This window comes from Streptomyces sp. NBC_01788, assembly GCF_035917575.1.
GTDB lineage: Bacteria > Actinomycetota > Actinomycetes > Streptomycetales > Streptomycetaceae > Streptomyces.
Genome location: NZ_CP109090.1, coordinates 8129116 through 8153725, shown reverse-complemented (window position 1 = coordinate 8153725; position 24610 = coordinate 8129116). Strand labels below are relative to the sequence as shown.

Genomic DNA, 24610 nt, shown 5'->3' with positions numbered 1-24610 from the left:
CACGGACGTAAGAGAGCCCCGACCGGTTCGTACGGTCGGGGCGCTGCTGCGCTTGGCTACGGCCGCCACTCCTCGCGGTAGCCGGGCCGATCCACGTAAGGCAGTGCGAGCAGGCGCACGACAGGGGCCATTCGCCCAGCCATCTCGAGTAGCTCGCTTTCCTGCCTGTGGAGCCGTGTGAACTCGTCTGAATCCTTCTCGATCGCCTCTCGCATCCGAGCGCGCAAGGCAGTGCGGCCCTCGATGGCGGTCGCATAGAGCGCGAGGATGCGCCGCTTGGCGTCGAGTTCGCGCAGCACCCGGGCCGGGTCATGGCGAACGATGTGGGCACGTTCGCCCTCATCCAAGACGAGGGCGACGCGATGTGCGGGTGCCTGTCCCACGCCTGATGAGCGAAGGCTGACCCAGTTCTTTGGGAGTTCGCGCCAACCGCCGCCAGCAGCGCGCGCCACTTGCTCATCCTCGTCGAGTTGGTCGCGCAACCACTGCACCAGACCATCCACCGCTACTCCTCCTGCCCGGTCTTCGGCGGCTTCCCCTTCAGATCCGTTCGCCAGCCCGGACGCGTGATGCGGTTCCGGAAGTACGGCGCAGCGATCCGGTAGTCGACCGCATTCGAGCTGCCGACCTTCACCACGGGCGGGAAGCCCGGATCCTCCAGGTCGGCCGCCCACACCACTATCCAGAACAGGAACCCACGTGTCCGACCACGGCACACTCGCCCAGACCGGCGCCGGAGCGCTGGTCATCGGGACCACCATCATCACGCCGCTGCCCAACAGTAAACCGCGGCTGCGTGATCCGTTCGAAAGGCTGCAGGCCAGGCATGGCAGCGTGCTGGTTGTGGTGGACCAGCCGGCCTCGATCGGTGCTCTCCCGCTGGCCGCGGCCCGCGATGCCGACTGCCGTGTCGCCTATCTGCCAGGGCTGACGATGCGGCGGATTGCCGACCTCCATCCCGGTGAGTCAAAGACCGACGCCCGCGACGCGGCGATCATCGCTGATGCCGCACGCACCATGCCACCTCGGCGGCACAGCGAGGCTTCTACCCTACGAATACACGGGGGAAGGCCTCGCTGTGTGCTCCGGTCAGTCCACGGCGCGCCACAACTCGGTGCCCGTCATCAGATGGCGCGGATCATCACCGTGAGGACGGGGGAGGCCGGTGACGGCTGGCTCTGCCCTATGTCCTCGTACCCCCACGACCGGTAGAGCGCGTGCACCTTCCCGCCGCCGGCCGCCGGGTTCACCATCAGCGTCACGTACGGCTCCGTGCGTGCGGCAAGGAAGGCATCATGTATACGCCGTGCGGTGCCGGTCTTGCGCCAGGCCTCGCGTACGCCGATCTCCTTCAGGGCCATCGCCGGGCGACTGGTGTACTCCTGAGCGGGCTCCGGGGCGGTGCGCTGCCAGTACCGGTCACCGTGCTCGATGCGGTTGCCGTAGACGTAGCCGACCGGCTGTCCATCCGCGTACGCGATGACGGCCGTGAACCCCGGCTCGGCGCCGTGTCGGTCCAGGCGCTCGCCGAAGGCGGTGACCGCGTAGTTCGGAAGGTGGAGCAGCGGGGCACGCACCTCGGCGTACACGTCGATCATGTCGCCGCGGATGGGTTCCAGGTCGGTGAACGTGCGTAGATCGATTGTGGGTGCCGTGGTCATGCGGTGGCCCTCCAGTCGTCGCGGGTATGCGCGGTCCAGGTCTGCACGATGGAGCTGCGCGGCGCCGTCGCGCGCAGCGCGGACCCGAACTCTTGCAGCATGCGGGAGACGCGGGCGTGTTGCATGGCGGCGTCTGCGGGAACTTGCATCGCGGTGGCCGTGGCGGTCTCAAGGTCGCCCTGGGCGAGCTGGGCGTGTGCGAGGCGCGTGGTGGTGATGGCGTGGGACCGGCGCATGTGCGGGCGCAGAGTGGCCAGACAGCGGTGAGCGTGGTACTCGGCGGTGGGGTGGTCGCCAAGGGCAATGTGGGCGGAGAGCGCGAGTGAATGCAGCTCGGCCTGGTCGTAGAACGCGAGCAGCCACACCGGCCGATAGTCGTCGGGGTTGGCGCGCTGAATGGCTTCCTGCGCTTGGTCGAGAGCGCGGCGGGCGCCGGTGCGGTCCTGTGCTGCGCCGTGGATGGCTGCCTGCCGGGCCAGGCCGAGGGAGGCGAACATGGGGTCGCGGCGCGTGATGTGCAGGTTGCGCGCGACGTCGTTCGCGGCGAAGGCGTCGGCGGGGCGGCCCATGTGCCGGTACATGGCTCCCGCGTGGCTCCAGATGCGGAACTTGATGGCTTGGTCGCCGGACATTTCGGCGAGTGCCTGCGCTTCACGCATGTGAGCCTTCGCGTCGGCGTAGCGGCGGCCGTCGATCGCTGCCCACATTGCAGAGGAGCGGAACCCAGCCGCGCAGGCGTATAGGTTGCTGCGTACGCGCTGGCTGGCGCTGCCGGCGTTTTGGAGGTTCAGCGCTTCGTCGGCGAGTTCGGCGGCCCGCTGCTCGATGCCGAGTTGGCCGCCGTGGCGGTGGTCGCTCGCGATGATCTCGGCGAATCGCTGCTGAAGGCGGTTAACGTCGCTCATGCCGATACGGCGGGGTGCTGCGGCGCCGGGGGCTGCTGCTGCTGCGGTGACAGCGACAGCGATACCACCGACGAGGGTACGGCGCTTCATATCCGGGTCCTCCTGCGGTGCGGCTGGGGTGGACGGAGTCCGGCCCCGTGGCACGAACCCTAAAGCGGTGGCGGGCAGGCCGGTCACGTCCTCAAGTGCCCTGCGGGTGGCCGACTTGGGCCATCGGACCCGGCCCGCCTTCCAGTCCCGGACAGAGGAGCCGTCCAGTCCGCCGGTCCGGCCGGTGAGCTGCTCAAGGGCCCTGTTCACCGCTTCTGCCAGGGTGTTGGAGCTGTAGCCGTGCTCCTTCATCCACGCCCCTAGGGCCTCATTGCGCGTGGTGTCCATGCACGCACCGTAGCGTTCTGCCGCCCGACCGTGAGGCAAAGCGGTAGTCAAACCATCCTAGGGCGCTACGCCGAATCGGCACCCGATCACCCTAATCAGGCCGCCGCGTATAGGAGTTCTCTGGTTACCGGCCAGCCGCTCCCCTCGGGAGGCCAGCCGAGGAGGGTCCTGCCCGCTCCTTTCCCCCCTGTGAGGGGCGGGCAGGACACCGAACCGAGCGCAACGCAAACGACTCTGAGCGCCTACTCGCTGAGAGTGCACGTCCGAGCACAATCTGAGCCAGGGAGTCCCCGTGAAGCCGCCAATGGAGCGCATCGCTCTCCCCTCACTCAAGACCGAGGCACCCGCCACGGACACTGAGCCCGCCGCCGAGAAGCACCCGGTGAGCGCCACGGTGATCCTCCTGCCGTTACAGCCGGAGGAGGAGCCCCGGTGGGCGTGGAAGACCAGGCTGCGGGCGGACGCGGGCGCCGGGCCCAACGCCCGACTGCGGCTGCGGCCGCAGCTCACGATGGCCGACTGGAACGGGCACATCGACATCGCGGCCCGGATCGCCGACAAGCTCGTGGACAACGCTGCCCGACACGGCACTCCCTTCGGCGATGGTTGCGTCGGGTTGGGGCTGACGCTGTTCCCGGGGACGGACGAGCTCCTGATCGAGGTGGACGACGCTGCTCCCGAGTTCCCCGACTTCGAGACGGTGGCCTGCGGCGCCCCCGCCGGCCGCGGCCTTTGGTGGGTGGAGCATTACCGGGCGCGGCTGTCGTGGGACGTGAAGAAGGACGAGGACGGCCAGGTCGTTGGCAAGACGGTTCAGGCACTCGTGCCCGTCGGCTGGGGGGAGTCGGCGTGAGGCTCGCGCAGCAGCTCCCCCGCCGGCAGGTCGCTCTGAAACGCGAGAACCAGGCGATGGCGCCTGTCGATTTCCTGGCGCGCACCGAGACCATCGACCCCGAGTCCGTCGCCTCTGACATGGGCGACCTGGCCGCCCGCGTGCGGAACCTGATGGCACTTCAGCAACAGCAGGTGGTGCAGCTCCCGCTGGGCGGCCGGTTCTTCGACATCGTCGTCACCGCGAGCGGTCCGCAGGCGCATGCGGCGATGGCCGTGTTGGACGAGATCCAGAACCCCGGCGATGAGCGGGCCGACGCCTGCGGCCCGGTGATCGAGGATCCTCAGCGGTCTTGGCTCATTTGGCTCGTGCCGCCGGGAACGAGCGATCAGTGGGTGCCGCACCGCAGCGCGGTGTGCCTGGGCCGGCCGCATCAGATCGCGCTTCCTTCGATGATGCAGTTGGATCCGCCGGGCCCCTACTGGCTGCGGCCCTGCCGCGGCGACAGACTCGTCCCACCGGCCGCCCTGCGGAACCTCCTCGATCAGTTCCAGCCCGGCCCGCCACCGCACGAGACGCTCCTGGGAAGGGTGCTGAGCTCGATCTCCTAATCCCCTCGTCCGACGTTCTGGTTCCCCCGTGCCTGACGCCACACGCCCCACCACACGACAGACGAGAGAGACGGCCTCTTCCGTGCCCACCGCGACCGAGCCGCGCCTGATCCCCTTCATCACCCAACGCAAGGGAGAGGAAGCCGCGCCGAACAACCTCTTGATCTACCGGCACGCCTCCGGGCCCCGGCTGTACTACGGCGACGAGGACCCCCGGGACCGGCCCATGCGGGGCATCCTCTGGGCGCGCTGCGGGTTCAACCCGACGGACCGGCACGGCATGCCGACCGGCGAGCCGCAGTGGAAGTTCATGCACCCGTACCGGCAGATGATGACGATGCAGACCTTGCGGTGCCAGGTCTGTAGCGGGAACGCGCGGACACCCCTCGGGTTCATCTTCCTGGCCGGCCCGAAGGACGAGGACCCGACCCAGCCCACGACCTTCACCAACCAGCCGCCTGTGTGTCCCACGCACGCGCGGGCCGCCGCGGCGCTCTGCCCCCATCTGAAGAAGGACCCCGTGGTGTTCCTCACGCGGAGCGCCCCCCTGTACGGAGTGAGCGGGGTCATCTACGGCCTCAACGCGGACAACCAGCTGCACGTCGTCGCCCGGCCGGACCACGCGCTGCCCTTCGGGCACCCCAACATTCCCACCCTGCTCGCCTCACAGCTCATCCGTCGGCTCAGCTCCTTCCGCGTGCTCGACATTCGCGAACTGCTGGGGGAATTGAAGCTGGCCGCATAGGCGGCCGCCCGGCGGGCTCCGACTGCCACACCTCGGACCGGCGGGCGGTATCAGGCCCGGCGCGGGAAGACCAGCGCGCTTCCCCTCGTGCAAAGGGCCCCGCGCCGGGCCGACCGAAGCACTGCCCTGCCCAGTAGCCGCATACCTGCGGCTCCGTACCTCGGAGGTTCCATGCTCACCCTCCCGGCCGCCGGCGACGCCTACGGCCCCCGCACCGCCAAGAACCTGATCCGCCGCTTGGCTTTTCTGCCATCGCCAGGCTTCCTCCGGGGGTGAATTCGTGCGAGCAGCAGTCTTCGGTGCTTCTGGGCTTCTCGGGCGGTCCGTAATGCGGGCTTTCGACGACTGTGACGTGACGGGTACCAGCCTCCGCAGGACGGGGCAGGGGTCGGTCACGGTGGACGCGACCTCGTCCGACGAGATCCAGCGTGTACTGGACCGCCTCCGGCCAGACGTTGTCGTGAACTGTGTGGGTGAACGACGGCCTGAGGTATGGGCGACCGCGCCAGCGCGGGCCCACGAGCTGAATGTCGATGCGGCTCGGCTGATCGCAGCCGGCGCCCGCCAGCATGGGGCGCGTCTGCTGCACATCTCCAGCGACTACGTGTTCGACGGGAGGAACCCCGTCTATCGGACCGACGCCCCGCGGAACCCGGTGAACGCGTACGGCCGGTGGAAACTCCTCGCTGAAGACGTGGTGCGAAGCGTCTGTCCCGATGCGGCGATCCTGCGGCTCCCTGTGCTCTACGGGCCTGCGCAGTACGCGGCCGAGACCAACTTGACGCAGATCGCCCGCCTTGTGAGCGCCGGAGTCGACGCCGAGTTGGATGACGTCTGCGTCCGCTACCCGACGCACGCGGACGAGGCGGCCGAGGTGTGCCGGTGGATCGCGGCCGCGCAGCTGCGGGGGCAGTGCCTTGGCTCTGCGTGCCACTGGAGCGCGGAGCAGGGATTCACCAAGTACCGAATGGCTGTGATGATCGGCCACCGATTCGGCCTGTCAACCGAGCACATCCGTGCCGGAGAGGCGGATGCGGCAGCTGGCGATCGTCCGGTCGACTGCCGTCTCGACTGTCAGGACCTTCGAGCAGCACTCGGATGGCCAGCACACCGCTACCGAACGTTCAGTGACGAGTTTCCGCAGATGGTCGAGCCCTGGCTGCCGTCCTCCCGACATGTTTCGGGCTGAGTGAAGGAACGTGATCTTGACGTCTTCTGTGTACGGCGCCTTCGCCCACGCGTATGTGAGCGAGGTAGGCGCCGCTGTCCGCCGAATGATCGAGACCGGCGGCGACGCCGCCGTGGGGCTGATGAAGAAAGCGATCGCCGAGCGCGGCCCGGTGCGCGGGTTCGGCAACGGCGGCAGCTCGGCGATCATCCGGTCGGTTCTCCTACAACTCCGCGCCGGCCATGTCGGGCTGCCGGTGAACGAATCGATGATGAGCCAGGCGGCCCTGGCGTACTGGGCTCAACACGACTCCTACCGGGCGGTGTTCTGCCGATCCCTCGCCGACGACATCCGGGACGTAGGCCTGGTCGTCCTCGCCAGCGTGAGCGGCCGGTCGGCGAACATCGTCGAGACGGTCAGGCTCTGCCGGGCCCATGGGGTGCCCGTGCTGGCAGTGGTGGGCGGAGACGGCCACCAGCTGGGGCCGTTGGACGGTGTGCTCTGGGCCACCGGCACGACGGACCAACAGCTCAGTGAAGACGTGACGCTGACCGCGTTGACGTTGGCGGCCGCGGCGACTGCGGAGCCTGAACACGTGCCGCTGCGGGTCCGTCTGGAGCAGCACCTGCACGCCCTCACCGCGATGGACACCGAGCGTCTGGGCTGGTTCCTCGAGGCGGCCACGCAGGCCGTCGCCGATGCCGTCCGCCACAGGCGGCGCATCTACGTGCTGTGCCCCGACGGCGGCCCCCTCTCCCTGGCCGCCGAGCACTTCGCGCACAACGTCCACTGGGACGCGCCCCTCGGCGTCGAGGGAGTCCGGCCCCCGGTCGTCATCTCCGGCCTGTCGCTGGCCGACATGAGCGCGATTTACAACGACCACCCCGACCCGGCGCACGGAGTCCGCTATCAGCTGCGCTCTGCCTCGCCCGGCGACGTGGTCTTCCTCCTGGCCTATGACTCGCACAGCAGGACGAGCCGGCAGGCCATCGACGCCGCCGTCGAGGCGGAAGCGCAGGTCTTTCTCCTGCACCGGGACGGTCCCGCCCCGCCCACGCCGGGACAGCACAGCCAGAGACTGCCCCCGCTCGACGACTTCGGCCTGCCCTGCCTGGTGCAGACGATCGCCCACATGGTCTGCCGGACCACTCGCGCAACGCTGGTGGCGGATTCCGAGCCGGCCGCAAAGGCCGGACCGTCGCCGCGCGACCTCATGGAGCAAGACCTCGCACCGCTCCGTGAGCTGTCCAACACCTCCGCCGTATCCCTGGAAGGAATCGTGACGTGACCGCACGCGAGATCCACACCCAGATCAGCCGCCCGACACGGGACCAGATCAGCGCCCTGTCCCGTCTTCCGGTCGCGGCGATCGTCGACGCCCTCGGCAAGACGGGCGCCCTCACGCCCGACCTCAAGAGCCTGACCCCCCACGTAGTCCTGTGCGGAAGCGTCGTGACGGCGCTCGGCCCGGACGTGACAGTGCGGCGGGCGGCCATCGACCTGGCGCAGCCCGGTGACGTGCTCGTGGTGGCCGGTGGCGGCGCCCGCGCCCACAGCTGCTTCGGCGGCGCGACTGCGCGGCACATGCAGAGCTGCGGTATCACCGGCGCCCTCGTCGACGGCATGGTCCGGGACGTGTACGAACTTCGCACCCTCGGCTTCGCGACCTTCGCGCGGGGCACGAACCCAATCAACTACCGGTACCCGGTCGGCCAAGAGGAAGGCGCGGTCAACGTCCCGGTCTCCATCGACGGCGTCTCCATCACCCCGGGGGACGTCCTGGTGGGCGACCAGGACGGGGCCGTTGTCGTGCCCCGCTCCCAGGTGGAGCACATCATCGCCACGACGCAGGCCGCGATGGACGCAGAGGCGAAGAAGTGGGAGGCCCGTGAAGGCCAGTCCCTCGGTGCCGTGCAGAAGCTCACCGACGCTGGCTACCGGATCATCTGAGGGGCGACCGTGGCCGAACAGACACGAGCCCCGCGCCAGGACCTGGCGGACGTCTTCCGCCGGTTCGCCGAGCAGCAGTGCGCGGGCAGGTCCCCGCTCTACTTCACACTGTCCCACGCGGTGGCCGGCAACCCCGAGCTGCTTGACCTCGCCGGCAGAACCAGGCCGGGGCAGCCCGCCCCGAACATGCTCCTCGGGGCTGTCCATCACATCCTCCGACGCGGCGCCTCCCACCCGCTGCGCCCCTACTTCAGCGGGCGTGAGCCACTGGCCCAGGAGCAGGCCGCGGAACTGCTGGTGGACTTCTGCCGCCACCATGCCGAGCAGATCAAGCAGATCATCTCGACCCGTTCCGTGCAGACCAACGAGGTCAACCGGTGCGCAGTGCTGCTCCCCGCGTTCGCCGCGCTCCAAGCCTCGCTCGACGAGCGGCCGGTGAGGATCGTCGACGTGGGCGCGAGCGCCGGGCTGAACCTGCTGTGGGACCGGTACACGTACCGCTACGACGACCAGGTGCTGCGCCTGCCCGGCAGCGACCCAAGCACGGTCCTCACCTGCGAGGTGCGGGGCGGCGTGCCGCCCCTGGCCCTGGACGCCGCCCGCTTCGTCCAGCCGATCGGGATCGAACTCAGCCCAGTGGATCTCACCGACAGCGAGGCGACCGAATGGCTGGTCAGCCTCACATGGCCGGAGCAGGCCGAGAGGCGGCGCGCCTTGCACACGGCCCTGGCCCTCTGCGCCGAGGACCCCCCTACCGTGATCGCCGGCCGCGCTCAGGAGCACCTCGCCCAGATGGTCGCCGACACCCCGGCCGACCAGCACCTGTGCTTCGTCTTCTCCTGGTCCATCTACCAGATCTTCGGCTCGCCCGGCGGCCGGGAACGCCTCGCCGAAACCCTCACCGAACTGAGCCGCCAGCGGCCCATCCACGAGATATCCATCGGCCACTTCGGCCACAACACCCCCCGGATGATCCTGGCCAGCTACGACAACGGCGAGAGCCGGTCGGCCGTCGCGGCGCACTGCGACGTGTACGGCTTCTGGATCCACTGGCTCGATGGGCGACCGGAAGAAGGCGGCACCTCATGACCCGAGCGGGCATCACCAGGGCAGTCGTCGCGGCCGGCGGGGCGGGCACCAAGATGGCCCCGATCACCCAGGTCATCCCCAAGGAGATGCTGCCCGTCGAGCGGACGCCGATCCTGGAACACCTCGTCCTCGAACTGCGGGACGCCGGAATCGGCAACGTCCTCTTCGTGATCTCGTCACGCAAGAGCCAGATCCCCGCGTACTTCGGCAGCGGCGAACGGTACGGCCTCGAGTTCGCCTACCGCGTGCAGGACGACGGCGCCGGGCCCGGAGCACCGGTCCTGGACGCCGAGGTCTGGACGCGGGGCGAGCAGTTCGTCCTCGCCTTCGGGGACAACCTGATCCGCCCGGCGCCGGACCGCCGCGAAACACCGGTGCAGCGCCTCCTGAAAACGGCGGACCCAGGCGCCTGCTCCGTCCTGACAGCTGTGTTCCCCGCCGACCAGGTACCTGCGCACGAAATCCTTCTGGGAGCGGCCCCCGCTCCCCCGCCGGACGGCGGGCCCGTCACCTTCGGCGAAGACCAGCTCGATCACACCGGGGCCCGGTGGGTGCACGCCTGCGCGGCCCGCTGGGTCCTGGGCCCGTTCGTCTTCGACGCCTTGCGCCAGTGCCCGCCGCGCGCCAACGGAGAGCTGTACCTGATCGACGCGGTGCGGCAGTGGGTCAGCAGCGGCCACCAGCTTCGGACGGTTCCTCTGCTGCCGGACGACATTCGCTTCAACCTCGACAACTGGAGGGCCTACGAGGATGCGGTCGCCTTTTTCCGCGGTTGACCAAGGCCCACGGGGCGTTCCCGGCGTCACCCGCGTCACGGCCCCTTCGGTGGACACGCAGGTCCTTCACCTGCACAGCAAGTTCCAGACGGGCCGTACACGGGTCACGCTGCTCCTGCCGAAGCAGCCTGTGCGGCGCGTCGTCCTCGCCCTGCCGGTGGAGAAGGACGACGGGACGAAGTACGGGCACAGCCTCTCCGAACTCAGGCGGCTGCCTGCCCCGCTGCGGCACGGCACGGTGTTCGCCGCTCCGACGTTCAACGAGTCGCCCTGGCTGGTCAATCACGCATCGCGAGCCCGATGCCGGCAGGAGGACCACCTTGTCCGCCTGGTCGTTCCGGCAGTCCTCGCCGTCTTCGCGGGGGCCCGCCCGCCGCTGCACCTGCTCGGGTACAGCAAGGGCGGCTTCGCCGCTCTCAACCTGCTCGCCAGGCATCCCAGACTGTTCGCCGTCGCCAGTGTCTGGGACGCGTCGCTGCTCGCCGACCGGCCACCGCATCCACAGCTCGTGGACGTCGCCGGCAGTGCCGCCCGCCTGGACGAGTACAACGTGCGTCGGAACCTGCGCAGGCACGCGGCCGCCCTGAGCGGCGGCTCCAGCCGTATTGCTCTGGGCGGCGTCGGCACCCTAGAGGCCGACTGGACCGCTGGCCGTCAACTACTCGAAGAACTCGGCATTCCACATCGCGCGTACCGGGATGCCCCTGCAGAACACCGGTGGTGTGTCGCATGGCTGGCTTCTGCCATGCGACACCTCCTGGAGTTGGAAGTCCGTCTGCCTGCCAGACCGCGGGGTCTGGCAGGGCGGGGACGGTAAGGGGTCAGTCCTTCAGCAACTCGTCGCGCACGGGGATCCAGTCCAGGGAGGACCGGATCCCCTCCGTGAGGGAGAACGCCGGTGTCCATCCCAGGAGTTTCTGCGCTCGGTCGCTCTTGGTATAGCCGCCAGCGACGTCACCGGGGCGCGGCTCCGCGTCGACCGTGGCCAGCGGGGTGTCGACGACCTGGTTGAAGGCGGCGCACAGTTCACGCACGGTGGTGCCCGAGCCTGTGCCCAGGTTGATCGCCATGGACGGCTCCGATTCCGTGAGGAGGGAGTCGAAACGGTCGATCGCCGCCAGGTGGGCCGCAGCCAGGTCCCAGACGTGCACGTAGTCCCGGATTCCCGTCCCGTCGCGCGTGGGGTAGTCGGTTCCGGTGATGGGGAAGGCCGTGCCTTCCTGGTGTGCCTGGATCATCTTACCCAAGGCGTGACTGGGCCGCTTGAGCTGAAGTCCGGTACGCATCTTGGGGTCTGCCCCGATGGGGTTGAAGTAGCGCAGTGACAGTACGCGCATCTGCCGGGCTGCGGCGATGTCCTCGAACATCTCCTCGCACACGGCCTTGGTCCGCGCGTACGGGCTCTGCGGCCCCAAGGGGGAGTCTTCATCGACAGGGGAGCCGTCGTCGGCTTGGTAGATGGAGGCCGAGGAACTGAAGATGAGGCGGTCGCAGCCATTCCGGCGGAGATGGCGGACGAAGTCCAAACTCTTTCCGACGTTGGCCTCGTAGTAGCCCATGGGGTCCTCGACAGACTCGGGAACCACGATTAGCGCTGCGCAGTGCACCACGGCGGAGATGTCCGGGTGCTGGGAGAAGACCCGGTCGACCAGCGATGCGTCGGAGATGTCGCCCTCATAGAAGATCCGGCCGTCGGTGAACTCCCTGCGGCCTCTGACAAGGCTGTCGAGGATCACCGGGGTCATCCCCTTGTCCAAGCAGGCCGAAGCCACGGTGCTTCCGATGTAACCGGCTCCCCCGGCGATAAGAACAGTCACAATGTATCTCTTCCCGGCCCTTTCGAGAACGAGTTGGCAACTGACAGCAAGGCTAGTGGAGTTCGACTATGCAACCGGGCATACGGTGAATTTCAACCTTGTGTCGTAGCTCCAGGAAGGAGGAAACACGTAGTCAGCGCTTACGTCAGAGCGATTGCAAAGTCGGATTGATCTTGTAGGCGTGCTGGTCACGGCGGTGTGACGATGTCTGGCAAGTGGGCACCACAGCCAGATGGCGACGCAGGTCACGATCTCCCTCCGGAGTGGCCGTCGCGACGGAGGCCAAGTGGGCAAGAGAGGTGGGGATAGGAGAGGATGCAGAGGCAGGCACGGAGCCTTTTCCAACCTCAGGCCGACGCGGTCAGGTGGGGCGGCAGGGTCTTTGAGAAGTGATCTTGTGTCCGGGTTCGTCAGGTCAGTCCGAGGGCGGTGAGGGGCCGCTGGTGGTCACGGCCGGTGCGGCGGAGGGCGGCGGCGATGTTGGTGTGGCCGTCCTGGCGGTGGACGCCGATGGCGAGATTGCGCAGGCCGGCCATCACGCGGGGCAGGTGCCGGGTGCAGATTTTGGAGGCGTCCTCGCGGAAGGTGCGGTCTCGGACGTGGTGGAGCTGGTTTTCGATGAGCCAGTGCCCGCGGATCCAGGCGGCGAGTTCTCTGCCGGTGGCCGCGCCGGGCGGCAGGCTCGTGACCAGGTAGATCCGCTCGATCGTCAGCCTGCCGGTGCCCAGGTCCCGTCTCCAGCGCACGACTTGGAGGGCCTGGCGGGCGTGCGGGTAGTCGAGGTGGGCGAAGGTGGCGGTCTTCAGCCGGCGGATCTCCTCGCGGTGGTGGGCCCGGGCGCGTTCGTAGTGGTCCAGGCGGACATCACGCCAGGGTAGGCGGCGGACCTTCTGATGCAGTCCGGGGTGGTTCTTCTTGACGACGGCCAGGTAGTGGGCCCCGCGTTCATGCAGGTAGGAGGCGTGGTCGTGCTGGGTGTGAAGAGCGTCCGCGGTGATCACCGCGCCGGTCAGGTCGAGGCCGTCCAGGAGTGGGGCGAAGGCCGGGATCTCGTTGCTCTTGCCGTCGATCTGACGTTGGGCGAGGACCTGGCCGTCGTGGGTCATGGCGGCGATCAGGGAAGTGGCCCGCTGTTTTGTGGTGCGGGAGCCACGGAGTGTCTTGCCGTCGACGGCGATGACCTTTCGTCCCGGGGCCGGGGCCTTGCGTTCCTGGAGGAAGTCGCCGATGGCGCGGTCGAGGGCGTCACCGTCCGCGGCGGCCAGGACGAGACGGATGGTCGTGGCATGGGGCGGGCGGATCAGGCCGGTCAGCGGATCGGGCCGGAACCCGAGCAGGGCCAGGGCCCTCTGCGGTGCGTCGGCGACCCAGCAACAGGCTGGCAACTCTCAAGGCGCTGAGCGGTTCCTCACCAATGCTGCTGAGGCTGGTCATCAGTGGGCCGTCATCCGGCTTGCCCGTCTCCGGCACGCTGCCGGAGACCGCTACGGTGCCGAGCAGCTCCTGGCCGACGGCGCTGAAAGGGGTGAGCCAACCGCCTTCGTCGAGATTGCGCGGATCCGCCGCGCGTCGGGTGATCTGCCGGGCGCGGAACAGGCGCTCAACCGGGCAGACGAGACCGGTCACCCGCAAGTCCTCATCGAACTCTTCCTGTTCCTGGAAACGGCAGGAGACCATGCCGGCGCCGAAGACGCCGTCAAACGCGCCCTCAACGCCGGGAAGCCCTGGGGCGGAACCGGGAGAGACGTCTTCAGCATGTGGAATTACGGGCTTGACCCGGATGGAACCCCCACCCCGCCCTGGTGACCGCTGCGCGGGCTACTGAGCCGCACAGTTGGGTGGCGCCAGCACCGGCCAGAAACTGGGGCAGGACCACCGTGGCCCGAACGGCCTGCAGTATCTGGCAGGCAACTCACAAACCATCGGCCAGACAACGGAGAAGGGCGCAACCACAGCTCGCCCAGCGCGCCCTCAACCGCGACTACCGGCGGCACCGCAACGCTGAGCCATCAACGCTCATAGTGAGCAGACTTCAGAAACCCGCAGGTCATATCGGCTCAGCCGACGCGACCTGCGACTTTACCCATGAGTAACTTTTAGCGTGTCCCGCTCCCCGAACTGAGCAATGCACAGGTCAGCTTTTAAGGACTGCTCACTTTTCAGGCGGGCCGCGACATCCGGCTGACCTGCTGGTGGTACGTGAACTCGCGGCGGGCGGTGTGGTGGTGACGGCGAGCCAGTTGGAGAGCTGGCGGCGGGCGGGGTTGTTGCCGCGGCATCGGCGGCGGGGGCTCGGGCGTGGCCGGGGGTCGGTGGTGGACGTGGTCGATCCGGTGGTGGTGGAGAGCGCGGCCGTGCTGGCGCGGCATCTTCGGCAGGGGCGTGATCGGCGGCTGGCCGTGCTGGAGTGGTTCGCCGAGGCCGGCACGCTGCCCGTGGAGCCGGAAGCGGTTCGGGTGCTGGAGCCCCCGATCGGCGCTGTGCGTCAGGCCCTGGTGTGGGTGCTGGAGCGGTCGGTGGCGCAGCGCCTGATGGAGCTTGCTCGCGGCGCCGCCGGGACGGGAGAGGGAGGACTGGACGCGCTGTATGCGGCCGCCGGCCGAATCCCGGGGCCGTACCGCGGGGTGGCACACCCCACCCTGGTGCGCGCGGCGCTCGAAACCGGCGAGGACCTGCCGGCGGAAGCGGAGGGGCCGGACTTCAGGAGCGTGGTGCACCTGGTCGCCGCGATCGGCCTGGGGGCGCGCGAGGTCGGGGTGGAAGCACTGGCCGAGGCGTTCACCGGGCTCAACCTGTACGGCCTGACTGTCGATGACTGGCAGCAGATACTGAGTGCGGCCGAGCGTGGCGAGGGGCCGCCCGTGAACTGGGCGCTGTTCGAGCGGTGCGCGGACGCGGTGGGCCCGGTCAAGCGGGCCAGTGACGAGGAACTGACGCGGGCCCGGACGGTACTGATCGGCCTGCGCGGCTTCTACTGCATGTACTGCTGCACGGACTGCTCCTGCCGGACACCCCGGCACAGGCCGCGCTACGGCAGCGGATCGACGACCTCGGCGTCTTCCCTCTCCTGGACCTTGTCATCGTCGTGGCCCCTCCCCCGGCCAGTTCGCCGTGGGCCTGACCGTCTGCCTCCAGCCGTTCTACGACAACCTCTACGAGACGCTCATAGACCAACTCACTGTGAACCCGGACATCTTCAGCATCCCCGGTGACGAGACCGGGCCCGCCGGCTTCAGCGAGGCGTGGATCCGCACCCTGCGCGAACTGACGAACCCTGCACCGCAGCAAGGCGGCGGCGCAGGCAACGACGCTGGTGAACGGCCCGGCTAAAAGATCTTGAGAGATTCGGTACCCGTCTCGGTGCGCTCGCGCGATGTACCGGGTGACAGGCGAGTTCAACAAGGAACAGGGCGGTGGAGAAGGTGCACGGGATGTGGGGGCCGGAGGAGGTGGGAGCTGTTCTGATCGCGTTGGTCGCGATCGGGGCGCGCGAGTGGAGGCGGGTGCAGTTGGCCCGGGAGCGGCGCCGGGAGCGTGAGCAGGAATTGCTGGCCAAGATGGTGACCGGGGTCGCCGAGGGGGGCGTGAAGTGCAAGTGCACCACGGCGGTGCGGCCGGCGCCTGGACGCTGACGGGCACCGCTGGGAGTGGTACCACCGGCCGGGAGGCGCCCACCGAGGCCACGGTCCCGGTGCGTGGGCGTGCGCTCGTGGCGGGGCGGCGCCGGTGACCTTGCAGGATCAGTCAGACGTGGTGGAGCCCGGCCGTGACGTGGCCGGACACCCCGGGGCGGCGGGGGCCGCCCATGGGGTGCTTGGCGAAGCGGAATTCGCCGAGTTCTACCACCTGCATATCGACAAATTGTTCGCCTACATGCGGAACAGAGCGCATGATCGCGACACTGCACGGGAACTGGTCGATCTTGTTTCGAACAATTCTTCGTCTGGTGGCAGAAGCACCCGGATCATCCTGAGCCGTTTCGGGCGCTGCTTCAACTCGCCGGGTGGCGTCTGAATGACTACCTGCGTAGTCGAGGGCGGACGCTGATGGTCGAGCCGAGTGATCTGGAAGACCTCGTCGGAGGGACAGGCGGCGATGATTTCGCGGCCGTGGAGCGGTGCTATGACCTTCGCAAGGCGCTGGCCACATTGACCGGGCAGCAGCGGCAGGCCCTGTTGATGAAGTACGTGGCGAACCTGTCGGTCGCCGAGTGTGCGGAGGTGCTCGGCACGGGTGTCGACAACATGAAGAAGATCTTGGGGAAGGCGCGTAAGGCCCTGCGACAGGCGCCGGGTATGGACGCCTACGACAGCGCCGGAATGGCGAAGGAGGTGCGCGGGTGACCGCCCAGGAACGTGAGGACGGTATGCGGCAGGAGCCCGGGCTGAGTGCCGCCGAGAAGGCGGACGGCTTCGCCGCGGTCATGAAGCGCTTGAAGAGCCACAGCCCGGACGAGCGGGCCCGCCTGCGGACGCAGGCCGAGGAGGTGGCGCTCGGGCACGAGGCGTACGCCCTGGGGCAGAAGTACCTCGACCGCGGCGACTACGAGGCGGCACGGTGGTGGCTGCGGGTGGCCGCCGGCCACCACATTCCCGGCGCCGAGCAGGCCCTGGAAGAGATCGCCCTGCGGCAGACGCTGGACGGATCCGCGGACTTCGGCGGCATTCAGACCGCTGCGGGCGCCGTGCCCTGCGAGACGATCCCGTCGCAGCATGCCCCGCGGGCGAAGGACGGCCAGCATCGCATCCTGGGTGACGCGATCTGGAGCTCGGTCGTAGAACAGCTCTACCTCAACCAGACGGTAGCGGCTGCCCGGGAACATGCCGCAGAGATCACCGCACAAGCCCGGCGTGACGCCGACGCACTCCTCGCCGAAGTGCGACAGGCGGCGGCCGCTTGCGCGGACATGGCGCAGGAGGTCAAGAGGGACCGCAGTGAGGCTGCCGAGTGGCTGGCCGAAGCCCGGCAGCAGGCTGAGGGCATGAAGGCTGCCTGGGCGCAGCTCATGCTGGAAGCCGACCAGGACCGCAGGAAGGCTGCCGAGATGCTGGCAGAGGCCCGGCAGATGAGTGAGAGCGTCCGGTCGGAGGTCGCGAAGATTGATGAGAGGGCCCGGCGTCGCGCCCGCAAGATGCGAGCCGAGACTCAGGGAGAGGCGCTACTGGTCGTCGATGAAGCGCACAGGGGGGCCGCTCTGATCCGCAGAGCACGGCAGCAGGTCGGGGGGGGCGAACAGAGCGGATACCCAGCCGGGGTGGGATGTCCTCCGGAGTATTGAGGAGGTATTCGCGCTCGTACAGAGCACCGCTATGGGGTACGTGGTCCACGGCATGTTCCATGACGTCATCGATGGAACCGTACGCAGACTGCCGGGACCGGCACGGCCGGGGCGGAGAACTCCTGCAAGGCTGTCACGGACGTCGCTGTCTGGGACCCTCGTGCTGTTCCTGAAGTGCGAGAACGGTTCGGGGATCAGGGGGATCAGACGCTGGATGCCGGTACCGCAAGAGCGGGGCGGGCAGGACGGTGCCGGACCGCAGAGGTGGAGTGGCACTTGGATGGGCGTCGATACGGCATCGTGCGTGACATGCTCAACAGCTTCGGAAGAAGTCAACCATGTGTGCGGTGACGTCATCAGAGTCGTGCAGCAGGACGGGGACGTACTCGCCATCGGCGTCGTGAAAGCCAGCGGTGACAGCGGTGACGATGCCGAACTGGGCGTGGAAGGAGTGGGAAACCCTGCCGGTCGTTGACGCGAGGGTTGCGTACGTTGTGGCCGCAGGCGAGGCCCCGCCTGCGGTGGCAATCCGGCGAGTTCTCTGCCCGACGCCTCAGCCTGACTGTCGCCAACGCCGGGGCATCCCAGCGGCCTGAGCGCCGGAGGGCCCGGCACTCAGGCCATCTCCCCCTGAACGGAGGTGGCGGAAGTGTGTCACGGCTGGCTCAGTTGGCCCTAGTGGTCCTGTACTGGTCCACCGGGCGGCACGCCCGAGCAGCTTCGCGGACGAGACCGGGCCCGCCGGCTTCACCGAGGCGTGGATCCGCACCCCGCGCGAACTGGCGCACGCTGCCCGGCGGACGGCTGGCAGCGGGATGCCCCGGCCACGCGCTTCCTTGCCGTGCTGGTGGTCTGCTAGCCCGTGTCTACCCCCGCTTGATCTGCGGGGGACGGCGGCGCTTGTACTCCACGCCGAGTGTCTTCAACTTGCGGCGCACGCGGTGCAATGGACTGGAGGAACGTGGACTGGCCGGTGGCTCACGCGGCCGCCGCGATCGCGTGGGACGCGGTCAAGTCGGGAGCACCGATCACGGTCCTGTCCCTGGAACCTGAGTTGTACGCGGGCACCGGCATTACGCCGCTGAATCCCACCTGATCCGCATCGACGCTCCTGCTGGTTCAGTGCCGGCCAAGCGGCTGCCGCCGGACGTGTTCGCCTGGGAGGTCGCCAAGCACCCGCAGTGCCGTTCGGGCCTGTCACAAGGAATCAGCACGCTATGCCCTGCTCACGCAGCCAGTCGCATTGAGTTTCACCCGAGGACTTCGGTCGGTCGACGCCCGGTCGCATAGTACGGAGTTCCTCCACCGTGGCATCCTTTGGCCACTCTGTAGGGCTGCCTCCGGAGGACGGAGCCCTGCGTTTCGGCGTGGAGGGACTGGGTGCAGCGGGCCGCGAGGAGGAAGGCGTCGGGGAGGCGTCCACTGGGCTTGGTGAAGGACTCTCTTTCTCTGTCTGGCGAGTCGGCGTCTGCCGAGTCGGCGCGGGCTCGCTCCTTGGCGCGCTTGTCGACGAGCTTGAAGCGGACGAGTCCACCCTCGAACTGCTCGTGCACGCTGTCGCTCCAGTGCCGATGCCGACGACCAGCAGCGCAGCCACGACGTTGGTCATCACGTTGCCTGCCCGCATGTTGGTGTTCCTCCCCCAGGTGATTGATCAGGGCGCCTGAACTCTACGGCTAGGGCATTTCGTCTTGACCAGCGGATCGTTGGAGGTCGGGGCGGCGATCGAGATGTGTCTGCGGGTGCGGCCACGGGTCCGCACCATCGGGGTGCGGCCGCGGGGCGACCAGGTCTTCGCGTGCGGCAACGTCATGGAGAGGTTCAGTCAAGATTTTCGTCAAGCGGTGACGGAGCGTCATGCTGGGCTGGCGTGCACGGTCTGTGCTGTGCTGCGCCGGTGACGCGCCGGTCGAGGCAGCAGGACGCTGCGATCGTGTGAGGCGATGCTCCAGCAGCTCCTCCCGCACCTGGCCGCGTTGCTGGTGGAGCAGGTGCGGGTAGAGGAGGAAATGGTACTGGTCGTCGCTCGGACCCGGGACGGCACGGCCGTGCCCTGTCCCGGCTGCGGTACGCCAGCTCGGCGAGTCCACAGCCGCTACCGACGGCAGCTGGCCGATGCCGCCCTGGGCGGCCGCCCGGTCGTCATCGACCTGTGCGTCCGGCGCTTGTTCTGCGACAGTGCTCACTGCGCTCGTCGGACCTTCGCCGAGCAGACAGCAGGGTTGACCGTCAGGTACGGCCGCCGCACAGCAGCCCTCGCCAAGATCGTGCAAGCGATCGCTTTGGCCCTGGCAGGGCGGGCCGGCGCCCGGCTCGCGGCCGTCCTGCGAATCCCGATCAGCCGAACCACCTTGCTCAACGCGGTGATGGCGCTGCCGGATCCGCCCCGGCCTGCACTGCGCGTGCTCGGCGTCGACGATTTCGCAACCCGCCGGGGTCGGCGCTACGGGACCGTGCTCGTCGACCTGGACTCCCATCGCGTCGTGGACCTGCTGCCTGGCCGCGAGAAAGCACCCCTGGTCTCCTGGCTGGCCGATCACCCCGGTATCGAGATGGTCTGCCGGGACCGAGCCGGCGCCTACGCAGAGGCGGCGAGCGCCGGAGCACCCCAGGCCCGACAGGTCGCCGACGCGTGGCACCTGTGGGACAACCTGGCCCACGCGGTCGAACGCACCGTGATCATCCACCGGTCCTGCCTGACACCACCGCCACCGGAACCATCCGAGCCCACGCTGGCAAGGGCACCCGACCCCGCCCTCAACCCGGACACCGGCGCCGAGAAGTGGCTGGTCACCCGCACCCGGGAGCGCTACCGGGCCGTCCAGGACCTGCTGGCCCAGGGATGGACGATCAGCGCCATCGGACGCGAACCCCTCGGACTGGCTCGCCATACCGCCCGCCGCTACTGAAGTTGAACTCGTGATGTCGGTCGGTTCGCGGCGGCGTCACGGTGCGAGACCGCTGGAGGCTGCCGGCGGGTTCACGAGGGTGGCTGTAGCCAGCGCCGCGCCGCGGCAAGATTCACCTCGATGTCATCGCTCCAAGAGCAGACCTCCAGCCATGAGAGGTAGCCGCCTTGCGCGAAGACCAGGACCTCGCCAGGGCACTCGCCGGTTTCGGTGAGGAGCTGGATGTCGGCAGCCACGACGGTGCCGAGGCCGGTCGGCGCGGGCTCCACCTGGTCGGTGTCGAGTTCGAAATAGGTGGTCCCGCACCCGCACTTGCAGCGAGATTGCACCCTGAATTGGGGAACCTGCCGTCGGAGGGCGACGTGAAAGGGCTCGTCCGGGTTCAGGGCGAGGTCAAGCACGTCGGCTACGTCATCCGGCAGGCTGTCAGTCACACCGCCACCGTAGCTGACCAGCAGCTTTGGGCTTCGACCATTTCCGGGACCGTCGACCCGACGCTCACAGGTCCAGGGCCAGGTCGGTGCCCGCGAGGCAGCCGTCGATGACCTCCGGTCGGTACTGCAGCATCTTCAGCTTGCGCTTCACAGCGCGGGTGATCTGGCCGAGGTCGGCTGCGGCGAGGTTGCCGATGTCGCGCTTGACCAGCGACCAGACGCCCTCGGTCGGGTTGAGGTCCGGGGCATAGGTGGGCAGCTGGAACACGGTGAGCCACTCGGTGTTCGCGTCGATGAACTCCCGCATGCCCGCTGTGAGGTGCAGGCGGACGTTGTCCCAGACGAGCACGATCGGGCCGCCGAGCTGGGTGCGGGCACGGATGATCAGGTCGCGGAAGTCGCGCCAGCCGAAACCCTTTGGTTCGTCCTTGCGGCCGCGGTACTCGCGGATCGCGTAGATCAGCCGGGACCGCTCGCCGGGCTTGTAGCAGGCCATGCCCGCCATCGACACCCGCCCGGAGCCCCGGCCCCTCACCCTCACGACCGGGGTGCGGCCGATCCGGCCCCAGGTCCTGGCGCGCGGCGGAGTCATCGACTGGCCGGCTTCGTCCTCGAAGACGATCCAGGCGTTGCGCTCCGCCGCGGTGCTCTTACCCGCGGCCAGGTCTCCTTCTTCCACACCTCGACCGCCGAGTCGTCGCGCTCGATCGCCCGCCGAGTGGGCTGCTGCCAGCTCCACCGGCCGTTCTTCCGCGGCGCGGCGGGGAGTTGCCCGCGCAGGGCGAAGTTCCGGTTCAAGTAGGCCTGCTTGTCTGCTGCGTCGTGGAAGGCATCCTCGGGCAGCTGGACCACCTCTCCGATCGGGTAGTAGCCCTTCCGCCAAGCCCGGGCGGCCTCGGAACCGTCCCAGGCGTCGGCGACCTCACGAGCGCGGGCCTCCGCCACCGGGCTGTGGCCGGGGGCGCGGGCCTGAGCGCCACGACCGCTGCCCTGTTCGCTGCCGCAGCCGGTGACGGCCCCGCCCGCTGCGGCGAACAGGGCGAGGACGAGTAGCAGTTGGGCGGTGCGTGCGGACATGGAGCCCCCTGGGTCCGACGGTGACAAGCACAGGCTTCGCGGTGTGGGCTCGCTGCTCCTATGACGCACCGGGCCCACGACACGTTGTACTTGCGCTCCAACTTCCGCAGCTCATGCCGCCGCGATGGTCACGCCGGATCGCGGCGTACAGCTCGACCTTCGACATCTGCGGCATTACCAGGGCCTTTCACCAGGAGCATCCCGATGCTCCCCTGGCAAGTACCTCGCTGCTGTCAAAAACAAAATTCGGGCTCTGGCCACTTCTTGTGGTCGCGTACGCAGCGTGAGTGTCGATCTTCGTGTGATGGGAGTTGAGGTCGCCCGAAAATCGTCCGGCTGGATGGTGGTGTGGTCGACAGTGCTGGGCCGTGAACGAAGTACGGCCGCAGCTGGATGAGCTGCTGTTCTCCTCGGTGGAAGGCGTGTCCGTGGAGTCGGTCGACGTGGCTGGCACGGTTGTCCAGGTGAAGGCCCGGAGCACGGCCAGGCGGGCGGCCTGTCCGGGCTGCGGGTGCTGGTCGAGGCGAATACATGGTTCCTATCTGCGGTTTCCTCGCGATCTGCCGACGGCGGGCAAGTTCGTCGTGGTGTCGTTACGGGTGCGTCGGTTCGTCTGTGCGGAGAGCTCCTGCGCTCGCAAGACCTTCGCCGAGCAGGTTCCGGGTCTCACCCGCCGGTTCGGCCGGCAGACCGAGCGACTGCGATCCACGTTGGCCTCGGTCGGTCTCGCGCTCGCGGGTCGGGCCGGAGCCCGGATGACTGGCGTCTTCAGAGCACCGGTCAGCCGGAACACCTTGCTGAGGCTGATCGTCTCGCTGCCGGATCCTCCCGTCGCGACACCCCGCGTGGTCGGCGTGGATGAATACGCCCAGCGCAAGGGCCGAATCCAGCGGGCCCTGGCCCCGCTGTTCTGGACGCACGTCAACCCTACGGCCGGTTCGAGCTGGACATGAACCACCGGCTCGACCTCACGGTGCCCGGGCCCCGCACCTCGCCCGAGGCGGAAACGCCCCAGCCGGCTGCGGACGCCGCGGCTGGGGCGGCATCCTGAAGACGCGTGCCCCCGTCAGCCCGCTCGATGCGGACCCCGCACCGTGCCGCGCGCACCGGATACGCGCATCACCTCGTCGCCGCACCGCTGTGCACCGCAGACGGGCGCCACGCGAAGCAGCGGGCCATCAGGGTGGACAGGCGGAAGATGTCAGCCGGTGGTGAGCAGGCCCTCGCGCAGGCGGATCAGGCAGCGGGAGAGGAGCCGGGAGACGTGCATCTGGGAGACGCCGAGGCGTTCGCCGATCTGGGCCTGGGTGAGTTCTTCCACGAACCGCATGTGGATGATCTGCCGGTCCCGCTCGTCCAGGTCGGCGATCAGCGGGGCCAGGGCATGGCAGTTTTCCACCAGCTCCAGGGCGGTGTCTTCGACGCCGATGAAGTTTTGCAGGGCGCTCTCGCCGTCTTCGCTGGCGCCGATGGCGGCATCCAGGGAGGAGGAGTTGTAGCCGTTGGAAGCCAAGCGGGCTTCGCGTACCTCCTCCTCGGACAGGCTCATCAGCTCCGACAGCTCCTTGACTGTCGGGTCGCGGTCCAGGCGGCTGCGCACTTCCTCCGTGGCGCGGGCGAGCTGGACGCGGGCCTCCTGCAGGCGGCGGGGGACGTGGACGGCCCAGGTGGTGTCGCGGAAGAACCGTTTGATCTCGCCCACGATGTAGGGGATGGCGAAGGAGGTGAATTCCGCCTCCCTCGACAGCTCGAACCGGTCGATCGCCTTGATCAGGCCGATCATGCCGACCTGGACGATGTCCTCCATCTCCTCCGGTCCCCGGCTGCGGAACCGGCCGGCCGCGAAGCGGACCAGGGACATGTTCATCTCGATCAGCGTGTTCCGGGCGTAGCTGTACTCGGGCGTGCCCTCTTCCATGGCCGCCAGCTGCTCGAAGTACAGCCGGGAGAGTTCACGGGCGTCCTTGGGTGCCACCTGGGAAGGGTCGGCGACTTCGGGCAGCTCGGTGGTCTGCGTGTCCAGCGTGCTCATGAGCGCCATGAAGGTCCCCTCTCGGATACGAATTCGTGCCATGGGCCGCCTTGAAACGGCCGACGGCACGTCGGCTACCCCTCACTTTCCACCCATGTCTGCCACCGCACGGTCGAAGGCCAGGGTCCTGAGCAGGGATTCTTCCCGCTGAGCGGCCCGCCCGCTCGGTCTGACTGGAGTGCCGGGCGGCGTCCCGCAGCGGCCGGGCGGCCCTCGCATTACGGGTGGAGCAGGAGGGGCAACGGGCCGGTGCCGCGCCTCCACAGGACAGTCGGCGGCTACGGCTGCGATGGCGTCGCGGCGCGGATGGGCCACTGGTCGGGGGCCGGCCCGGTGCGGTCTACCAGTAGTGGCGTCGGCCGCCGACGGCGTGTCCCACGGAGCCGAGGAGGAACAAGATGAGCCCGATGGCGAGCAGGATGATCCCGATCGTCCACAGGATGCCGATGTGCAGGAGGAATCCGACGATGAGCAGGATGACGCCGAGGGCGATCATGGTGGGCTCCTTCCTTTGCGGCCAGGCGTGCCGGCCGCTGATGGCGGCGCCTGGTGAGGCGTCGCCAGTTGTTGTCCTGTCGGCTCCGCGTGGGTGTGGTCGTCAGGTGGTGAGAAGGCGGTTGAAGAATGACGGGTAGTGGCGCAGGGCTGTGCGCAGGGCTTCGGTGTCCGCTTGGCCGCTGCGGTTCCACTGTTCTTCCAGTTGTTTCTTGTGCTCGTCGAACGTGGTGGCAAGGGTCTGCATGACGTTGGCGACCAGGCTGTCGGCTGCCTGTACGGCCTCCGCGGAGGTCATCGACGAACGTGTTCTGGATCTTCTCCCAGCGTTGGTGGAAATCCTCCTGGTCCTGCGGCGTCAGCAGCTGCGGGGTCTCGTCGGCGTCCGCGCTCTGCTGCGCCGAAGATTCCCCCGTCGCGGGGGGCATCCGTCGCGGGACGGGACTCGGTTTC

27 protein-coding genes and 4 pseudogenes are annotated in these 24610 nt (G+C 68.5%); 20 read left to right on the top strand and 11 right to left on the bottom strand.

The genetic code is table 11. The features are described 5' to 3' along the window. Nucleotides 1-56: 56 nt before the first annotated feature. Nucleotides 57-503 carry a DUF6221 family protein gene (locus OIE49_RS36485; protein ID WP_326806045.1) on the bottom strand — a complete coding sequence of 149 codons (447 nt, stop codon included), beginning with the start codon at nucleotides 501-503 and terminating at the stop codon, nucleotides 57-59. Between the two features lie 196 nt (nucleotides 504-699). On the opposite strand from OIE49_RS36485, the pseudogene OIE49_RS36480 reads away from it, so the two are divergent. After that, nucleotides 700-1023, top strand: a pseudogene (locus OIE49_RS36480) (IS110 family transposase); the annotation flags it as partial. 101 nt (nucleotides 1024-1124) lie between these two features. Here OIE49_RS36480 and OIE49_RS36475 read toward each other — a convergent pair. Together OIE49_RS36475 and OIE49_RS36470 are read right to left on the bottom strand one after the other, a co-directional pair. Then, nucleotides 1125-1661: a GNAT family N-acetyltransferase gene (locus OIE49_RS36475; RefSeq protein ID WP_326806044.1), complete on the bottom strand. Its 537-nt coding sequence runs from the start codon at nucleotides 1659-1661 to the stop codon at nucleotides 1125-1127. Further along, the gene (locus tag OIE49_RS36470) at nucleotides 1658-2944 is read right to left on the bottom strand and encodes an XRE family transcriptional regulator (RefSeq protein WP_326806043.1); all 1287 of its coding nucleotides are present in this window, start codon (nucleotides 2942-2944) and stop codon (nucleotides 1658-1660) included. Before OIE49_RS36470 ends, OIE49_RS36475 begins: the two co-directional genes overlap by 4 nt. A 292-nt stretch (nucleotides 2945-3236) precedes the next feature. On the opposite strand from OIE49_RS36470, the gene OIE49_RS36465 reads away from it, so the two are divergent. The 9 genes from OIE49_RS36465 to OIE49_RS36425 all read left to right on the top strand — a co-directional run bounded on the left by OIE49_RS36465 (nucleotide 3237) and on the right by OIE49_RS36425 (nucleotide 10932). Then, nucleotides 3237-3797, top strand: a complete 561-nt coding sequence (locus OIE49_RS36465; protein WP_326806042.1) for a hypothetical protein — start codon at nucleotides 3237-3239, stop codon at nucleotides 3795-3797. Then, the gene (locus OIE49_RS36460) at nucleotides 3794-4387 is read left to right on the top strand and encodes a hypothetical protein (RefSeq protein ID WP_326806041.1); all 594 of its coding nucleotides are present in this window, start codon (nucleotides 3794-3796) and stop codon (nucleotides 4385-4387) included. Before OIE49_RS36465 ends, OIE49_RS36460 begins: the two co-directional genes overlap by 4 nt. 82 nt (nucleotides 4388-4469) lie before the next feature. Further along, on the top strand, nucleotides 4470-5132 hold the full coding sequence (locus OIE49_RS36455) for a hypothetical protein (protein ID WP_326806040.1): 663 nt from the start codon (nucleotides 4470-4472) through the stop codon (nucleotides 5130-5132). Nucleotides 5133-5412: 280 nt separating this feature from the next. After that, a complete protein-coding gene (locus OIE49_RS36450) occupies nucleotides 5413-6321 on the top strand; it encodes a dTDP-4-dehydrorhamnose reductase family protein (protein ID WP_326806039.1) in 909 nt (302 codons plus the stop codon). Between the two features lie 16 nt (nucleotides 6322-6337). After that, entirely contained in the window at nucleotides 6338-7588 is a 1251-nt protein-coding gene (locus tag OIE49_RS36445; RefSeq protein ID WP_326806038.1) for an SIS domain-containing protein, read from the top strand. Next, entirely contained in the window at nucleotides 7585-8250 is a 666-nt protein-coding gene (locus OIE49_RS36440; RefSeq protein ID WP_326806037.1) for an RraA family protein, read from the top strand. The genes OIE49_RS36445 and OIE49_RS36440 overlap by 4 nt, the downstream gene beginning before the upstream one ends. A gap of 9 nt (nucleotides 8251-8259) precedes the next feature. Beyond that, complete coding sequence (locus OIE49_RS36435) at nucleotides 8260-9339, top strand: DUF2332 domain-containing protein (protein WP_326806036.1); 1080 nt, start codon at nucleotides 8260-8262, stop codon at nucleotides 9337-9339. Continuing rightward, entirely contained in the window at nucleotides 9336-10115 is a 780-nt protein-coding gene (locus tag OIE49_RS36430) for a sugar phosphate nucleotidyltransferase (protein WP_326806035.1), read from the top strand. The genes OIE49_RS36435 and OIE49_RS36430 overlap by 4 nt, the downstream gene beginning before the upstream one ends. Nucleotides 10116-10164: 49 nt before the next feature. Continuing rightward, complete coding sequence (locus tag OIE49_RS36425; protein WP_326806034.1) at nucleotides 10165-10932, top strand: hypothetical protein; 768 nt, start codon at nucleotides 10165-10167, stop codon at nucleotides 10930-10932. A gap of 4 nt (nucleotides 10933-10936) precedes the next feature. On the opposite strand, the gene galE is transcribed toward OIE49_RS36425, so the two are convergent. Beyond that, nucleotides 10937-11932: a UDP-glucose 4-epimerase GalE gene (galE, locus tag OIE49_RS36420; protein WP_326806033.1), complete on the bottom strand. Its 996-nt coding sequence runs from the start codon at nucleotides 11930-11932 to the stop codon at nucleotides 10937-10939. A 410-nt stretch (nucleotides 11933-12342) separates the two neighbouring features. Beyond that, the gene (locus OIE49_RS36415) at nucleotides 12343-13317 is read right to left on the bottom strand and encodes an ISAs1 family transposase (RefSeq protein WP_326806032.1); all 975 of its coding nucleotides are present in this window, start codon (nucleotides 13315-13317) and stop codon (nucleotides 12343-12345) included. A gap of 930 nt (nucleotides 13318-14247) precedes the next feature. On the opposite strand from OIE49_RS36415, the gene OIE49_RS36410 reads away from it, so the two are divergent. From OIE49_RS36410 to OIE49_RS36375, 8 genes are all read left to right on the top strand, one after another. Then, nucleotides 14248-15144 carry a hypothetical protein gene (locus tag OIE49_RS36410; RefSeq protein WP_326806031.1) on the top strand — a complete coding sequence of 299 codons (897 nt, stop codon included), beginning with the start codon at nucleotides 14248-14250 and terminating at the stop codon, nucleotides 15142-15144. Between the two features lie 201 nt (nucleotides 15145-15345). Next, complete coding sequence (locus OIE49_RS36405; RefSeq protein ID WP_326806030.1) at nucleotides 15346-15564, top strand: hypothetical protein; 219 nt, start codon at nucleotides 15346-15348, stop codon at nucleotides 15562-15564. Between the two features lie 94 nt (nucleotides 15565-15658). Then, entirely contained in the window at nucleotides 15659-15946 is a 288-nt protein-coding gene (locus tag OIE49_RS36400; protein WP_326806029.1) for a hypothetical protein, read from the top strand. Between the two features lie 32 nt (nucleotides 15947-15978). Beyond that, complete coding sequence (locus OIE49_RS36395) at nucleotides 15979-16275, top strand: RNA polymerase sigma factor (protein ID WP_326806028.1); 297 nt, start codon at nucleotides 15979-15981, stop codon at nucleotides 16273-16275. Continuing rightward, nucleotides 16272-17210: a hypothetical protein gene (locus tag OIE49_RS36390; protein ID WP_326806027.1), complete on the top strand. Its 939-nt coding sequence runs from the start codon at nucleotides 16272-16274 to the stop codon at nucleotides 17208-17210. Before OIE49_RS36395 ends, OIE49_RS36390 begins: the two co-directional genes overlap by 4 nt. Nucleotides 17211-17490: 280 nt before the next feature. Beyond that, complete coding sequence (locus OIE49_RS36385; RefSeq protein WP_326806026.1) at nucleotides 17491-17685, top strand: hypothetical protein; 195 nt, start codon at nucleotides 17491-17493, stop codon at nucleotides 17683-17685. A 471-nt stretch (nucleotides 17686-18156) separates the two neighbouring features. Further along, the gene (locus OIE49_RS36380) at nucleotides 18157-18306 is read left to right on the top strand and encodes a hypothetical protein (protein WP_326806025.1); all 150 of its coding nucleotides are present in this window, start codon (nucleotides 18157-18159) and stop codon (nucleotides 18304-18306) included. Nucleotides 18307-18517: 211 nt separating this feature from the next. Then, the gene (locus tag OIE49_RS36375; RefSeq protein ID WP_326806452.1) at nucleotides 18518-18877 is read left to right on the top strand and encodes a hypothetical protein; all 360 of its coding nucleotides are present in this window, start codon (nucleotides 18518-18520) and stop codon (nucleotides 18875-18877) included. A 32-nt stretch (nucleotides 18878-18909) separates the two neighbouring features. Here the strand turns inward: OIE49_RS36375 and OIE49_RS36370 are convergent. Continuing rightward, a pseudogene (locus OIE49_RS36370) lies at nucleotides 18910-19026 on the bottom strand (IS630 family transposase); the annotation flags it as partial. A gap of 127 nt (nucleotides 19027-19153) precedes the next feature. Between OIE49_RS36370 and OIE49_RS36365 the strand changes: the two are divergent. Further along, a pseudogene (locus OIE49_RS36365) lies at nucleotides 19154-20116 on the top strand (ISL3 family transposase); the annotation flags it as partial. A 74-nt stretch (nucleotides 20117-20190) separates the two neighbouring features. On the opposite strand, the gene OIE49_RS36360 reads toward OIE49_RS36365, so the two are convergent. Both OIE49_RS36360 and OIE49_RS36355 read right to left on the bottom strand, forming a co-directional pair. Then, complete coding sequence (locus tag OIE49_RS36360; RefSeq protein WP_326806023.1) at nucleotides 20191-20553, bottom strand: hypothetical protein; 363 nt, start codon at nucleotides 20551-20553, stop codon at nucleotides 20191-20193. 64 nt (nucleotides 20554-20617) lie between these two features. Further along, nucleotides 20618-21303 (bottom strand): annotated as a pseudogene (locus OIE49_RS36355) (IS630 family transposase); the annotation flags it as partial. Between the two features lie 695 nt (nucleotides 21304-21998). On the opposite strand from OIE49_RS36355, the gene OIE49_RS36345 reads away from it, so the two are divergent. Next, nucleotides 21999-22583, top strand: coding sequence for a transposase family protein (locus OIE49_RS36345; protein WP_326806021.1), 585 nt, complete (start codon nucleotides 21999-22001; stop codon nucleotides 22581-22583). Nucleotides 22584-22831: 248 nt separating this feature from the next. Here the strand turns inward: OIE49_RS36345 and OIE49_RS36340 are convergent, their stop codons facing one another. The 3 genes from OIE49_RS36340 to OIE49_RS36330 form a co-directional block, all read right to left on the bottom strand. Continuing rightward, the gene (locus OIE49_RS36340) at nucleotides 22832-23671 is read right to left on the bottom strand and encodes an RNA polymerase sigma factor SigF (RefSeq protein WP_326806020.1); all 840 of its coding nucleotides are present in this window, start codon (nucleotides 23669-23671) and stop codon (nucleotides 22832-22834) included. A gap of 331 nt (nucleotides 23672-24002) precedes the next feature. Continuing rightward, on the bottom strand, nucleotides 24003-24158 hold the full coding sequence (locus tag OIE49_RS36335; RefSeq protein WP_326806019.1) for a DUF6131 family protein: 156 nt from the start codon (nucleotides 24156-24158) through the stop codon (nucleotides 24003-24005). A gap of 102 nt (nucleotides 24159-24260) precedes the next feature. Next, complete coding sequence (locus OIE49_RS36330; protein WP_326806018.1) at nucleotides 24261-24455, bottom strand: hypothetical protein; 195 nt, start codon at nucleotides 24453-24455, stop codon at nucleotides 24261-24263. Nucleotides 24456-24610: the final 155 nt, after the last annotated feature.